The organism is Rhodococcus sp. 852002-51564_SCH6189132-a (assembly GCF_001665495.1).
Taxonomy (GTDB): domain Bacteria; phylum Actinomycetota; class Actinomycetes; order Mycobacteriales; family Mycobacteriaceae; genus Rhodococcus; species Rhodococcus pyridinivorans.
Window position 1 is genome coordinate 28,048 of record NZ_LZMJ01000067.1, and the last position, 14,235, is coordinate 42,282.

Below are 14,235 nucleotides of genomic sequence, written 5' to 3' on the forward strand. Positions count from 1 at the left end.
CATGAGAGTGCATAATCATTCGTATGGGTACTTCACCGGACTTCACCGCCACCTCCGAGTCGCCGCTACGGGTCGCCGTGGCCGGCGCCAGCGGCTACGCGGGCGGCGAGATCCTGCGCCTGCTCCTCGGCCACCCCGCCTACCAGGACGGCTCGCTCGTCATCGGCGCGCTCACCGCCGGGGGTAACGCGGGCGCCACCCTGCGCGAGTTCCATCCCCATCTGCTGCCGCTCGCCGACCGCGTGCTCGGCGCCACCGACATCGACACCCTGCTCGGGCACGACGTCGTCTTCCTCGGCCTGCCGCACGGCCACTCCGCCGTGATCGCCGAGCAGCTGCCCGAGACGACCGTCGTCATCGACTGTGGCGCCGACTTCCGGCTCGAGAACGCCGCCGACTGGCAGCGCTGGTACGGCAGCGACCACGCCGGCACCTGGCCCTACGGCATGCCCGAGCTGCCCGGCAAGCGCGACGCCCTCGTCGGCGCCACCCGCATCGCGGTCCCCGGTTGCTACCCGACCTCCGCCTTGCTCGCACTCGCACCGGCCGTCGCCGCCGGCATCGTCGAACCCGTCGTGAACGTCGTGGCCGTCTCCGGCACCTCCGGCGCCGGGAAGTCCCCGAAGGTCGACCTGCTCGGCTCCGAGGTCATGGGCTCGGTCCGCGCCTACAGCGTCGGCGGCGCCCACCGGCACACCCCGGAGATCAAGCAGAACCTCTCCGCTCTTGCCGACACCGACGTGAAGGTCTCGTTCACCCCGGTCCTCGCGCCCATGCCGCGCGGCATCCTCGCGACCTGCACCGCACCGACCACGGTGACCGCCGCCGAGGCCCGCGCCGTCTACGAGAAGGCCTACGCCGACGAACCGTTCGTGCAGCTGCTGCCGGAAGGCGCACTACCGGCCACCGGCGCGGTGGTCGGCTCGAACGCCGTCCAGATCGCCGTCACCGTCGACACCGACGCCGGACTGCTCATCGTCGTCGCCGCGCTCGACAACCTCACCAAGGGCACCGCCGGTGCCGCCGTGCAATCGATGAACCTGGCACTCGGCCTGCCCGAGACCGCCGGCCTGTCCACCGTGGGAGTGGCTCCGTGACCGAGAACAAGTACGCAGACGACGTCTACACCGGCGCCACCGAGATCGCCGGGGGACGCCTGATCCGCACCCAGGGTGTCACCAGTCCCGCCGGCTTCCGGGCCGCCGGCATCCCCGCCGGCATCAAGGTCTCGGGCAGACAGGACCTCGCGCTCGTGGTCAACGAGGGCCCCGAACTCACCGCCGCCGGTGTGTTCACCACCAACAAGGTCAAGGCCGCCCCCGTCCTGTGGTCCCAGCAGGTGCTGAAGTCCGGCAGCCTGCGCGCGGTGATCCTCAACTCCGGCGGCGCCAACGCGTGCACCGGCGCCGGTGGTTTCCAGGACACCCACGCCACCGCCGAGGCCGTCGCCGACGCCCTGAGCAACTGGGGCACCGAGACCGGTGCCGGTGAGGTCGCCGTGTGCTCGACCGGCCTGATCGGCGACCGTCTGCCGATGGACAAGGTGCTCTCCGGGGTGCAGGAGATCGTCCACGAACTCGCCGGAGGCATCTCCGGTGGCACCGACGCCGCCTACGCGATCATGACCACCGACACCGTGCCCAAGCAGGCCGCCCTGCACCACGCCGACAAGTGGAACGTCGGCGGCATGGCCAAGGGCGCCGGCATGCTCGCCCCCGCCCTGGCGACGATGCTGTGCGTGGTCACCACCGACGCCGTCGCGACCGCCGATCAGCTCGACACCGCGCTGCGCCACGCGTCCCGGCTCACCTTCGACCGCCTCGACGTCGACGGCGCGACCTCCACCAACGACACCGTGCTGCTGCTGGCCTCCGGCGCGAGCGGGATCACCCCGAGCCAGGACGAGCTCAACGCCGCCGTCCTCGCCGTGTGCGACGACCTCGCCGAGCAGATGATGGCCGACGCCGAGGGCGTCACCAAGCGGGTCACCGTCACCGTCCGCGGCGCCGCCAGCGAGGACGACGCCCTGATCGGTGCCCGCACCGTCGCCCGCGACAGCCTCGTCAAGACCGCACTGTTCGGCTCCGACCCAAACTGGGGCCGCGTGCTCGCCGCCATCGGCATCGCCCCGATCGAACTCGACCCCGACAAGATCTCCGTGTCGTTCAACGGCAACCCGGTGTGCATCGACGGTGTCGGTGCGCCCGGCGCCCGCGAGGTCGACCTGTCCGCGGCCGACATCGCACTCGACATCGACCTCGGCCTCGGCAACGCGCAGGTGTCCATCCGCACCACCGACCTCTCGCACGCCTACGTCGAAGAGAACTCGGCGTACTCGTCGTGACCGGAACGAACACAGGAGACGACGTGACCGACGCACTGATCGCCGACCTCACCTCGCACCAGAAGGCGTTCGTCCTCGCCGAGGCCCTGCCGTGGCTGCAGAAGTTCCGCGACAAGATCGTCGTCGTCAAGTACGGCGGCAACGCCATGATCGACGACACCCTCAAGACCGCCTTCGCCGCCGACATGGCGTTCCTGCGCACCGTCGGCATCCACCCCGTCGTCGTGCACGGCGGCGGCCCGCAGATCAACGCCATGCTCGAGCGACTCGGCCTCGCAGGTGAATTCCGCGGCGGCTTCCGTGTCACCACCCCCGAGGTCATGGACGTCGTGCGGATGGTGCTCTTCGGGCAGGTCGGACGCGAACTCGTCGGCCTGATCAACAGCCACGGCCCCTACGCCGTCGGCACCTCCGGCGAGGACGCCGGACTGTTCACCGCGACCCGCCGCACGGTCGTCGTCGACGGCGAGGCCACCGACATCGGGCTCGTCGGCGACGTCACCAGCGTCGACCCCGGCGCGGTGCTCGACCTCATCGCCGCCGGGCGCATCCCCGTCGTCTCCACGATCGCGCCCGACGCCGACGGCGTGGTGCACAACATCAACGCCGACACCGCCGCGGCCGCCCTTGCCGAAGCGCTCGGCGCGGAGAAGCTGGTCGTGCTCACCGACGTCGAAGGCCTCTACACGAACTGGCCCGACCGCAGCTCGCTCACCTCGCGGATCGACGCCGACGCGCTTACCGCGCTGCTGCCGTCGCTCGACTCCGGCATGGTCCCGAAGATGGAGGCGTGCCTGCGCGCCGTTCAGGGGGGAGTGCCCACCGCGCACGTCATCGACGGGCGCCAGCCGCACTCCGTGCTCCTCGAACTGTTCACCGAAGAAGGCATCGGCACCATGGTGGTGCCGTCCTCCGAGAAGGAAGGCCCCGCATGACCGGCACGTCCGACCTCCAGCAGCGCTGGGCGGGTTCGCTGATGAACAACTACGGCGTGCCCAAGGTCGCGCTGGTCGCGGGCGACGGTGCCGTGCTCACCGACGCCGACGGCAAGCAGTACCTCGACCTGCTCGGCGGCATCGCCGTCAACAGCCTCGGCCACCGCCACCCGGCGATCATCGAGGCCGTCACCGCCCAGCTGAACCAGCTCGGCCACGTGTCGAACCTGTACGCCTCGCCGCCGGTGCTCGAACTCGCCGAGAAGCTCCTCGATCGCTTCGGTCACGAGGGCCGCGCCTTCTTCTGCAATTCCGGCACCGAGGCCAACGAGGCGGCCTTCAAGATCGCCCGGCTCACCGGACGGCCGAGGATCGTCGCGTGCGAGAAGGCCTTCCACGGCCGCACCATGGGCGCCCTCGCCCTGACCGGCCAGCCCGACAAGCGCGCCCCCTTCGAACCGATGCCCGCCGGCGTCGAGTTCGTGCCCTACGGCGACCTCGACGCCCTCGAGGCCGCGGTGGACGAGAACACCGCCGCCGTCTTCCTCGAACCGATCATGGGCGAATCCGGCGTCGTCGTCCCGCCCGAGGGTTATCTCGCCGGCGCGCGTCGCATCACCACCGAACGCGGCGCCCTGCTCGTGCTCGACGAAGTCCAGACCGGTATCGCCCGCACCGGTACCTTCTTCGCCCACCAGGCAGCGGGCATCACCCCCGATGTGATGACCCTCGCCAAGGGCCTCGGCGGCGGACTGCCCATCGGTGCGGTCCTCGCCACCGGTCCGGCCGCCGAGCTGTTCCGGCCCGGCAAGCACGGCACCACCTTCGGTGGCAACCCGGTGTGCGCCGCGGCCGCCCTCGCGGTGCTGCGCACGATCGACGAGCACAACCTGCTCGACCACGTGAACACCGTCGGGAAGACCCTCGCCGCCGGCATCGAGGAACTCGGGCACCCGCTCGTCTCGCACGTGCGCGGCTCCGGGCTGCTCCTCGGTGTCGTCCTCACCGCCGCGAAGGCGCCGGCCGTCGAGACCGCCGCCCGCGAGGCCGGTTTCCTCGTCAACGCCGCCGCACCGGACGTGATCCGCCTCGCGCCCCCGCTGATCCTCACCGAACAGCAGGCCGAGAGCTTCGTGACGGCGCTGCCCGCCGTCCTCGACACCGCCGACCGGGAAGGGAACTGACGACCCGTGCTCCGCCATTTCCTGCGCGACGACGACCTCACCCCGGCCGAACAGACCGAGGTGCTCGAACTCGCCGCCGAACTGAAGAAGGCGCCGCTGTCCCGCCGCCCCCTCGAAGGGCCCCTCAGCGTCGCCGTGCTGTTCGACAAGACCTCCACCCGCACCCGCTTCTCCTTCGACGCCGGCATCGCCCAACTCGGCGGGCACGCCGTCGTCGTCGACACCGGCTCCACCCAGATCGGGAAGGGTGAGACCCTCGAGGACACCGCCCGGATGTTCTCCCGGTTCACCGAAGCGGTCGTGTGGCGCACCTACGGCCAGGACCGCATCGAGACGCTCGCCGAGCACTCGACCGTGCCCGTCGTCAACGCGCTCACCGACACTTTCCACCCCTGCCAGGTCCTCGCCGACCTGCAGACCATCCGCGAGAACAAGGGCGCCACCGCGGGCCTGCGGATGACCTACTTCGGCGACGGCGCCAACAACATGGCGCACTCGCTGATGCTCGGCGGCGTCACCGCCGGCATGCACGTGACCATCGCGTCCCCGGCCGGGTTCACCCCCGACTCGCAGGTCGTCGACGCGAGCCGCGCACGGGCAGAGGAGACCGGCGGCAGCGTCACCGTCACCGACGACCCGCGTACCGGAGCCAGCGGCGCCGATGTGCTCGTCACCGACACCTGGGTGTCGATGGGGCAGGAGGACGACGGCAAGGATCGCGAGGCACCCTTCCGGCCGTTCCAGCTGAACGACGACCTCGTCTCCCTTGCCGACACCGACGCGATCGTGCTGCACTGCCTGCCGGCCTACCGCGGCAAGGAGATCACCGCCGAGGTCATCGACGGACCGCGGTCTGTGGTGTGGGACGAAGCCGAGAACCGCCTCCACGCACAGAAGGCCCTGCTGGTGTGGCTGCTCGAGCAGAGCCGGAGCTGACCGTGAGCACCGCGGCGAACCATGCGGACAGTGCGGCGACGGCGCCGACGCGCGCGGCGCGGCAGGCCCGCATAGTCGCACTCCTCGCCGCGCACCCGGTGCGCAGCCACACCGAACTCGCCGCACTCCTCGCCGAGGACAGCATCGAGGTGTCCACCGCCACCCTGTCCCGCGACCTCGAGGAACTCGGCGCCGTCAAGCTCCGCGCGGCCGATGGGGGCGCCGGGGTGTACGTCGTCCCGGAGGACGGCAGCCCTGTGCGCGGCGTGACCGGAGGCACCGACCGCCTGTCCCGGTTGCTCGGCGAACTGCTGGTGTCCACCGACTCCAGCGGCAACATCGCCGTGCTGCGCACCCCGCCGGGGGCGGCGCACTATCTGGCCAGTGCACTCGATCGGGCATCATTACCCGAGGTGGTCGGAACGATCGCCGGCGACGACACCATCGCGGTCATCGCCCGCGAACCGACGACGGGAGCCGAACTGGCCGCGAAAATCGAATCACTCGCCTGACCTACCACTCATAGACGCACGTCGAAATACGAAGGAGCACAAAGACAATGGCCGAACGCGTCGTACTCGCCTATTCGGGCGGGCTGGACACCTCCGTCGCCATCAGCTGGATCGGCAAGGAGACCGGCAAGGAGGTCGTCGCCGTGGCCATCGACCTCGGCCAGGGTGGCGAGGACATGGAGGTCGTGCGTCAGCGCGCCCTCGACTGCGGTGCCGTCGAATCGATCGTCGTCGACGCCAAGGACGAGTTCGCCAACGAGTACTGCCTGCCCACCGTCCAGGCCAACGCGCTCTACATGGATCGCTACCCGCTCGTCTCGGCCATCAGCCGCCCGCTGATCGTCAAGCACATCGTGCAGGCCGCCCGCGAGCACGGTGGCACCGTCGTCTCCCACGGCTGCACCGGTAAGGGCAACGATCAGGTCCGCTTCGAGGTCGGCTTCGGCGCCCTCGCACCCGACCTCCAGGTCATCGCACCGGTCCGCGACTACGCCTGGACCCGTGAGAAGGCCATCGCCTTCGCCGAGGAGAACGGCCTGCCCATCAACGTCACCAAGCGTTCGCCGTTCTCCATCGACCAGAACGTCTGGGGCCGCGCCGTCGAGACCGGCTTCCTCGAGGACCTGTGGAACGCCCCCACCAAGGACGTCTACGACTACACCGAGGACCCCACCGCCCACTGGCAGGCCCCCGACGAGCTGATCATCAGCTTCGAGGCCGGTCGCCCCGTCGCGATCGACGGCAAGCACGTCACCGTCCTCGAGGCCATCCAGGAACTCAACCGTCGCGCCGGCGCTCAGGGTGTGGGCCGCCTCGACATGGTCGAGGACCGCCTCGTCGGCATCAAGAGCCGCGAGATCTACGAGGCCCCCGGCGCCATCGCCCTCATCACCGCGCACCAGGAACTCGAGCACGTCACCCTCGAGCGCGAACTCGGCCGCTACAAGCGTCGCGTCGAGGAGCGCTGGAGCGAGCTGGTGTACGACGGCCTGTGGTACTCGCCGCTGAAGACCGCCCTCGACGCCTTCATCAAGAACACTCAGGAGCGCGTCACCGGCGACATCCGCATGGTGCTCCACGGCGGACACATCACCGTCAACGGCCGTCGCAGCCCCGAGTCGCTGTACGACTTCAACCTCGCCACCTACGACGAGGGCGACAGCTTCGACCAGTCCAACGCCAAGGGCTTCGTGCAGATCCACGGCCTGTCGTCGAAGGTCGCCGCGAAGCGCGATCTGGGCCTGTAGTCATGACGGCTCACGGCACCAACGAAGGTGCCCTGTGGGGCGGCCGGTTCGCATCCGGACCGGCCGCCGCCATGGCGGCGCTGAGCAAGTCCACGCACTTCGACTGGGCGCTCGCCCCGTACGACGTGCGCGCCTCCCAGGCCCACGCCAAGGTTCTGCACCGTGCCGGACTCCTCACCGACGACGACCTCGCAACGATGCTCGACGGCCTCGACCGGCTCGCCGCCGATGTGGCCTCCGGTGCGTTCGGCCCCGCCGAGTCCGACGAGGACGTGCACGGCGCGCTCGAACGGGGACTCATCGAACGGGTCGGCCCCGAGGTCGGCGGCCGGCTCCGCGCGGGCCGCTCCCGCAACGACCAGGTCGCGACGCTGTTCCGCATGTGGCTGCGCGACAGCGCGCGGCGCATCGCCGACGGTGTCCTCGATGTGGTCGATGCGATCGCCGACCAGGCCGCGGCGCACCCCGATGCCGTCATGCCGGGCAAGACGCACCTGCAGGCGGCGCAGCCCGTGCTGCTCGCGCACCACCTGCTCGCCCATGCGCATCCGTTGCTGCGCGACGTCGACCGGTTACGCGACTTCGACAAGCGCGCGGCGGTCTCGCCGTATGGGTCGGGAGCGCTCGCCGGATCGTCGCTCGGTCTCGACCCCGACGCGATTGCGGCCGACCTGGGCTTCGACTCGGCGGCGGACAACTCGATCGACGCCACCAGCTCCCGCGACTTCGCTGCAGAAGCGGCGTTCGTGTTCGCGCAGATCGCCGTCGACCTCTCCCGCATGGCGGAGGAGATCATCCTGTGGAGCACCCCCGAGTTCGGGTACGTCACCCTCGCGGACGAATGGTCGACCGGGTCGTCGATCATGCCGCAGAAGAAGAACCCGGACGTCTCCGAGCTCACCCGCGGTAAGGCCGGTCGCCTCATCGGCAACCTCACCGGTCTGCTGGCCACGCTCAAAGCGCAGCCGTTGGCCTACAACCGCGACCTGCAGGAGGACAAGGAGCCGGTCTTCGACTCCGTCGCACAGCTCGAGCTGCTGCTCCCGGCGATCGCAGGGCTCGTCTCGACGCTGACCTTCCACACCGAGCGCATGGCCGAGCTCGCACCCGCCGGATTCACCCTCGCGACCGACATCGCCGAGTGGATGGTCCGCCAGGGTGTGCCGTTCCGCGTCGCCCACGAGGCGGCCGGGGCGTGCGTGCGGGTCGCCGAAGGCCGCGGAGCCGGCCTCGAGGACCTCACAGACGATGAGTTGGCCGGTGTAGATCCGGCACTGACCCCGCAGGTGCGGGAAGTGCTCACCGTCGAAGGCTCCATCGCCTCGCGCGACGCTCGCGGCGGCACCGCGGGCGTGCGGGTGGCCGAGCAACTCGGCCGCGTGCGCGACGCCGCGGCACAACTGCGCGACCGGGTTCGCGACTGACACGCCTGCCGTCCCGGGCACACCCCGAGTTGCCCGGGACGGTGAGGGCCGTGTGGCAGGCTGGCACATACTCTCGGCATGCAGCGGGTACCGGTGTAGAACCGCAGGTGCCGGGGACCGGTGCGGATACATCGTCGAGAAGGGGAACGGACCGTGGGACTGGACGCCGATGTAGTGACCGAGTCGGTGCGACGGCTCGTCGCCACTGCCCAGAACGGTCTCGAAGTCCTGCGCTTCGGTGGCCTCGAACCCGGCCGGTCGTCGTCGCCCTATCAGGTCGTCGAGCGCACCTCCATGTACCGGCTCCGCCGGTACTTCCCCGAATCCGACACCGCCTCCACGGGCATCCCCGTCGTTCTCGTACCACCGATGATGGTGTCCGCCGAGGTGTACGACGTCACCCGTGACGCCGGCGCCGTCGGCAGCCTCCACGAAGCGGGTCTCGATCCCTGGGTCGTGGACTTCGGATCGCCCGACCAGGAGGAGGGCGGCTGGAAGCGCACCCTCACCGATCACATCCTCGCCCTCGACGAGGTCGTCGACTGCGTCCGTGCCTACACCGGTCGCGACGTGCATCTCGGCGGATACTCGCAGGGTGGCATGTTCTGCTATCAGGTCGCGGCCTATCGGCGCAGCCGCGGCATCGCGAGCCTGATCACCTTCGGCAGCCCGGTCGACACCCTCGCCGCCCTGCCGTTCGGGATCCCGGAGATCGTCGCGACCCACTCCGCCGACTTCCTTGCCGACCACGTCTTCAACCGCCTCGCGATCACCGGATGGATGGCGCGCACCGGCTTCCAGCTGCTCGATCCGGTCAAGACGCTGCGATCGCGCATCGACTTCCTGCTCCAGCTCCACGACCGGGAGGCGCTGTTGCCGCGCGAGCCGCAGCGCCGATTCCTCGACACCGAGGGATGGGTGGCGTGGTCCGGTCCCGCCGTCGCGGAGGTACTGCGCCAGTTCATCGCCCACAACCGCATGGTCAGCGGTGGGTTCGTCATCAATGACCGGGCCGTGAGCCTCGCCGAGATCACCTGTCCCGTCCTCGCAGTCGTCGGCGAGGTCGACGACATCGGGCAACCGCTCGCCGTGCGCGGCATCCGCAAGGCCGCACCCCGCGCGGAGGTCTACGAATACACCTTGCGCGCAGGTCATTTCGGACTCGTCGTGGGCAGTGTCGCCGGCCAGCAGACGTGGCCGTCGGTCGGGGAATGGGTGCAGTGGCGCGAGGGCGTCGGGGACCGGCCCGTCGGCATCGCGCCGATGGCGGTGCCGAACCCCACCGACGAGGGCACGGGCGTCTCGGTCGCATCCCGCATCACGCACACGGCCGCAACGCTCGCCGACGTCGGGACCGATCTCGGCAAGGGGCTCGCGGGGATCGCGGTCGGTGCCGTCCGCGGCGCACGCGATCTCACCGGGGAGGCCGCCCGCGCCCTTCCCCGCCTCGCGCGGCTCGGGCAGATCCAGCCGCGCACCCGCATCTCCGTCGGCGGTCTGCTCGCCGAGATCGGCCGCAAGTCGCCGAAGCGGGAGTGCTTCATCTTCGAGGACCGGGTCTACACCTTCGAGGCCGTCAACCGGCGGATCGACAACGTCGTCCTCGGGCTCGCCGACAACGGCATCCGTCCCGCGATGCACGTCGGCATCCTCATGGACGTGCGCCCCAGCGCAATGGCGGCGGTCGCGGCGATCTCCCGCCTCGGCGCCGTCTCCGCCCTCATCCCGCCGGGACCGGACATCGCCGAGGCCGTGCGACTGGGCGGTGTCGAAAAGATCGTCGCCGATCCCGAGAACCTCGACGCGGCCGTCGCGACCGGTCTTCCCGTGCTGGTCCTCGGCGGCGGCGACGTCCGCGACCTCGACGTCGAGCCCGGCGCCGACGTCGTCGATCTCGAACGACTCGACATCTCCTCCGTGCAACTGCCGGGCTGGTACGTCCCCGATCCCGGACTCGCGCGCGAACTCGCATTCATCCTGTTCTCCGGTGGTGGCGACACGCTCGCGGTGCGGCGGGTCACCAACTACCGGTGGGCGCTGTCGGCCTTCGGTACCGCCACCGCCGCCTCGCTCGGCCGCGGTGACACCATGTACTGCCTTGCGCCCCTGCATCATTCGTCCGGTCTGCTGGTCAGTTTCGGCGGGGCGCTCGCGGGCGGGGCGCGTATCGCACTGTCGCGCGGGTTGAATCCGTCGCTCTTCAGCGACGAAGTGCACCGCTACGGCGTCACCGTCGTCACCTATACCTGGTCGATGATGCGTGAGGTGCTCGACAGCCCGTCGCTGCACATCGACGCCATCCATCCCATCCGGTTGTTCATCGGTTCCGGCATGCCACCGGGCCTGTGGCGCCGCACGCTCGACCGGTTTGAGCCCGCCCGGGTTCTCGAGTTCTACGCGTCGACCGAGGGCGACGTCGTGCTCGCGAACGTCTCCGGTTCGAAGATCGGCTCGAAGGGCCGGCCGTTGCCCGGTAGCGCCGATGTGCGCCTCGCTGCCTACGACGCCGGCGTCGGCCGACTCGTGGAGGACGAACGCGGCTTCGTGCGGGAGGCTCAGGTCGGCGAGGTCGGACTGCTGCTCGGCAGACCCGGTCCCGCAGCCTCGGCAATCACCGGTGTGATGCGCGGCGTGTTCGAACCGGGCGACGTGTGGGTGCCCACCGACAACCTGTTCCGACGCGACGACGACGGCGACTACTGGTTGCTCGACAGTCGGGGGACGGTGATTCCCACCTTCCACGGCCCGGTTTTCACCCAGAGCGTGGCGGACGTGCTCGAAGCGATCCCGCGTGTCGATCTCGCCGTCGCCTACGGCATCTCGGTGGGAGGTCGCGACATCGCAGTGGCCGGCTGCTCGCTGCGGGGCAACCGTGCACCGACGGCCGCGGAGATCACTGCGGCGTTCGACTCGGTCTCGGCCGACGAGCGACCCGATCTCGTGCACGTCGTGCCCGACATCCCGTTGGGCCCGTCCTATCGCCCGTCCGCCGATCGTCTGCGCGAACAGGGATTGCCCGTGCCCACCGTCCGTACCTGGTACCTGAACCCCGACACCGGGACGTACAAGCGGTTCACCAAAGCCGTGGCCACGGCGTGGAAGGCGGGCACGGCCGGTTCGCCCGCCGGGGCGCGGTAGCCTGGGTCCGGTTCGGTTCCGCCCTTCGAAAGGACATCCGTGGCTGTCGATCCCACGTTGCTGAGCATTCTGGCCTGTCCGGAGGACAAGGGGCCGTTGCTTCTCGTCGACGACGCCGTCCTGTACAACCCGCGACTGCGGCGGGCGTATCCGATCGAGAGCGGTATTCCCGTCCTCCTCGTCGACGAGGCGCGGGAGGTCAGCGACGCCGAGCACGAGGACTTCACCGCGCGCGGTGTCGCCGGATGGAGCACCGACTGAGCCGCAATCATCGATCCGTCCGCGGCGAACTCGAAAGACTCGATCCGGTCGAGGCCGCCGAAGCGCTGCTCGGAGCAACCATCCGAGTGGGGGAGACCGCCGTCCTGCTGACGGAGGTCGAGGCCTACGGCGGCCCCGAGGACGGACCGTGGCCGGACCCCGCCGCGCACTCGTACCGCGGACCGACCCCGCGCAATTCGGTCATGTTCGGACCAGCGGGACATCTGTACGTCTACCGCAGTTACGGACTGCACTTCTGCGCGAACGTCTCCCTCGGTCCCGACGGCACCGCTGCGGCGGTGCTGTTGCGCGGTGGTGAGGTGATCGCGGGGGAGCAGGCCGTCCGTTCCCGGCGCACGTCCGGCACGCCGTTCGCGAACCTTGCGCGCGGTCCGGGCAATCTCGCTGCTTCGCTCGGTCTCGATCTGGCCGACAACGGCATCGACGTGGATGGTTCCGACGCTCGGGTGCGGGTGGAACTCCCGGCCGAACCGCTGGTCGGGGAGGCCGCGCGGGGACCGCGGGTGGGGATCAGCGTGGCGGCCGACAGACCGTGGCGGTTGTGGGTTCCCGGGGCGATCGGGGTCTCCGCGTACCGGCGCAGCCCACGCGCGCCCGCTGCGCCTCGAGCGTGATGGGATGATCGAACGGTGACTGAGCACATTCTCGACGAACTGACCTGGCGCGGGCTCATCGCGCAATCGACCGATCTCGACGCACTTCGAGGCGAACTCGACAAGGGTCCGATCACCCTCTATGCCGGTTTCGATCCGACCGGCCCGAGCCTGCACGCCGGTCACCTCGTTCCGCTCCTCGCACTCAAGCGTTTCCAGCGCGCCGGCCATCGGCCCATCGTTCTCGCAGGTGGCGCGACCGGCATGATCGGTGACCCGCGGGACGTGGGGGAGCGCACCATGAACTCCGCCGACACCGTCGCCGAGTGGGCAGGGCGGATCCGTGGGCAGCTCGAGCGGTTCGTCGACTTCGACGACTCCCCGACGGGAGCCGTGGTCGTGAACAACCTCGACTGGACCGGAAAGCTGTCCGCGATCGACTTCCTGCGCGACATCGGGAAGCACTTCTCGATCAACGTGATGCTCGCCCGCGACACCGTCAAGCGCCGCCTCGAAGGTGACGGCATCTCGTACACCGAGTTCAGCTACATGCTCCTGCAGGCCAACGACTACGTGCAGCTCCGCCGCGAGTACGGATGTGCGCTGCAGGTCGGTGGTTCCGATCAGTGGGGCAATATCATCGCCGGCGTCGAGCTCAACCGCCGTACCGACGGCGAGAGTGTGCACGCCTTGACCGTCCCGCTCGTGACCTCGTCCGACGGCAAGAAGTTCGGCAAGTCCACCGGTGGTGGCAGCTTGTGGCTCGACCCGGAGATGACGAGCCCGTACGCCTGGTACCAGTACTTCGTCAACGCTGCCGACGCCGACGTCATGAAGTACCTGCGCTGGTTCACCTTTCTCGACAAGGACGAACTCGCCGAACTCGAGACCGCCACCACGGAGCGTCCGCACGCACGGGAGGCCCAGAAGCGACTCGCTGCCGAGATGACCACGCTCGTGCACGGAGCGCACAACACCGCAGCGGTCGAGTTGGCCAGCCGCGCCCTCTTCGGGCGAGGCGAGCTGGGCGAGCTGGACGAGCCCACGCTCGCGGCCGCCCTGACCGAGGCATCCGTGACGGAGCTCCGCGCCGGCGAGCCGGACACGATCATCGACCTGCTCGTCGCGTCGGGGCTGTGCGAGAGCAAGGGAGCTGCGCGTCGCACCATCAAGGAAGGCGGCGCGTCGGTCAACAACGTCCGTATCGCCTCGGAGGGGTGGACCCCGCGCGACGGAGAGCTGCTGCACGGACGCTGGCTCGTCCTGCGTCGGGGCAAGCGGAACTTCGCCGGTGTGCGAGTCGTCCGCGACTGAGGCCTTTGCCGACGCTGGCGAGCCCCTGACCAGCGGGTTTGACGGCGCGTTAGCGTCGGCGTAACTTAGTCGTCGTTCGAGCGACACCGAACAGCCCGCCGGACCGAGAGGTTCGGAAACAGGCATGTTCGATGTCGCATCGATCGGCTCTCACAGAAGAGAACGGGAAAGCAACGATTTGCGGCCCTGAAATCGGACGTGATAGCTTGGAACGGTTGCCTCGGAGCGAGCCGGACAGGTGTCCGGTAACGTGATGATGTGTGCGTGTTCTTTGAGAACTCAACAGTGTGCCGATGAATGTCAGTGCCAAATATTTTTGGTACTCC

The 14,235-nt window shown here is 69.5% G+C and carries 12 protein-coding genes; all 12 read left to right on the forward strand.

Going from position 1 to position 14,235, the window contains the following annotated elements; genetic code table 11:
* Positions 1-23: 23 nt before the first annotated feature.
* The 12 genes from argC to tyrS all read left to right on the forward strand — a co-directional run bounded on the left by argC (position 24) and on the right by tyrS (position 13,909).
* Positions 24-1,097: an N-acetyl-gamma-glutamyl-phosphate reductase gene (gene argC / locus A5767_RS16450; protein ID WP_064852720.1), complete on the forward strand. Its 1,074-nt coding sequence runs from the start codon at positions 24-26 to the stop codon at positions 1,095-1,097.
* Entirely contained in the window at positions 1,094-2,344 is a 1,251-nt protein-coding gene (argJ, locus tag A5767_RS16455) for a bifunctional glutamate N-acetyltransferase/amino-acid acetyltransferase ArgJ (RefSeq protein ID WP_019289635.1), read from the forward strand. The genes argC and argJ overlap by 4 nt, the downstream gene beginning before the upstream one ends.
* Positions 2,341-3,279 (forward strand): acetylglutamate kinase, encoded by a 939-nt coding sequence (gene argB, locus A5767_RS16460; protein WP_006554811.1) that lies wholly within the window; start codon positions 2,341-2,343, stop codon positions 3,277-3,279. The genes argJ and argB overlap by 4 nt, the downstream gene beginning before the upstream one ends.
* Positions 3,276-4,463 (forward strand): acetylornithine transaminase, encoded by a 1,188-nt coding sequence (locus A5767_RS16465; protein WP_019289633.1) that lies wholly within the window; start codon positions 3,276-3,278, stop codon positions 4,461-4,463. Before argB ends, A5767_RS16465 begins: the two co-directional genes overlap by 4 nt.
* A 6-nt stretch (positions 4,464-4,469) precedes the next feature.
* Positions 4,470-5,399: an ornithine carbamoyltransferase gene (gene argF / locus A5767_RS16470; protein ID WP_006554813.1), complete on the forward strand. Its 930-nt coding sequence runs from the start codon at positions 4,470-4,472 to the stop codon at positions 5,397-5,399.
* 2 nt (positions 5,400-5,401) lie between these two features.
* The gene (locus A5767_RS16475) at positions 5,402-5,911 is read left to right on the forward strand and encodes an arginine repressor (protein WP_019289632.1); all 510 of its coding nucleotides are present in this window, start codon (positions 5,402-5,404) and stop codon (positions 5,909-5,911) included.
* Between the two features lie 47 nt (positions 5,912-5,958).
* Entirely contained in the window at positions 5,959-7,158 is a 1,200-nt protein-coding gene (locus tag A5767_RS16480) for an argininosuccinate synthase (RefSeq protein ID WP_006554815.1), read from the forward strand.
* Positions 7,159-7,160: 2 nt separating this feature from the next.
* Positions 7,161-8,582 (forward strand): argininosuccinate lyase, encoded by a 1,422-nt coding sequence (argH, locus tag A5767_RS16485; protein ID WP_064852721.1) that lies wholly within the window; start codon positions 7,161-7,163, stop codon positions 8,580-8,582.
* Between the two features lie 153 nt (positions 8,583-8,735).
* Positions 8,736-11,720 carry an AMP-binding protein gene (locus A5767_RS16490; RefSeq protein ID WP_006554817.1) on the forward strand — a complete coding sequence of 995 codons (2,985 nt, stop codon included), beginning with the start codon at positions 8,736-8,738 and terminating at the stop codon, positions 11,718-11,720.
* 39 nt (positions 11,721-11,759) lie between these two features.
* Complete coding sequence (locus tag A5767_RS16495) at positions 11,760-11,981, forward strand: Trm112 family protein (RefSeq protein WP_039584036.1); 222 nt, start codon at positions 11,760-11,762, stop codon at positions 11,979-11,981.
* Positions 11,966-12,616 carry a DNA-3-methyladenine glycosylase gene (locus A5767_RS16500; protein ID WP_039584039.1) on the forward strand — a complete coding sequence of 217 codons (651 nt, stop codon included), beginning with the start codon at positions 11,966-11,968 and terminating at the stop codon, positions 12,614-12,616. The genes A5767_RS16495 and A5767_RS16500 overlap by 16 nt, the downstream gene beginning before the upstream one ends.
* A gap of 15 nt (positions 12,617-12,631) precedes the next feature.
* Positions 12,632-13,909: a tyrosine--tRNA ligase gene (gene tyrS, locus A5767_RS16505; RefSeq protein ID WP_039584040.1), complete on the forward strand. Its 1,278-nt coding sequence runs from the start codon at positions 12,632-12,634 to the stop codon at positions 13,907-13,909.
* Positions 13,910-14,235: the final 326 nt, after the last annotated feature.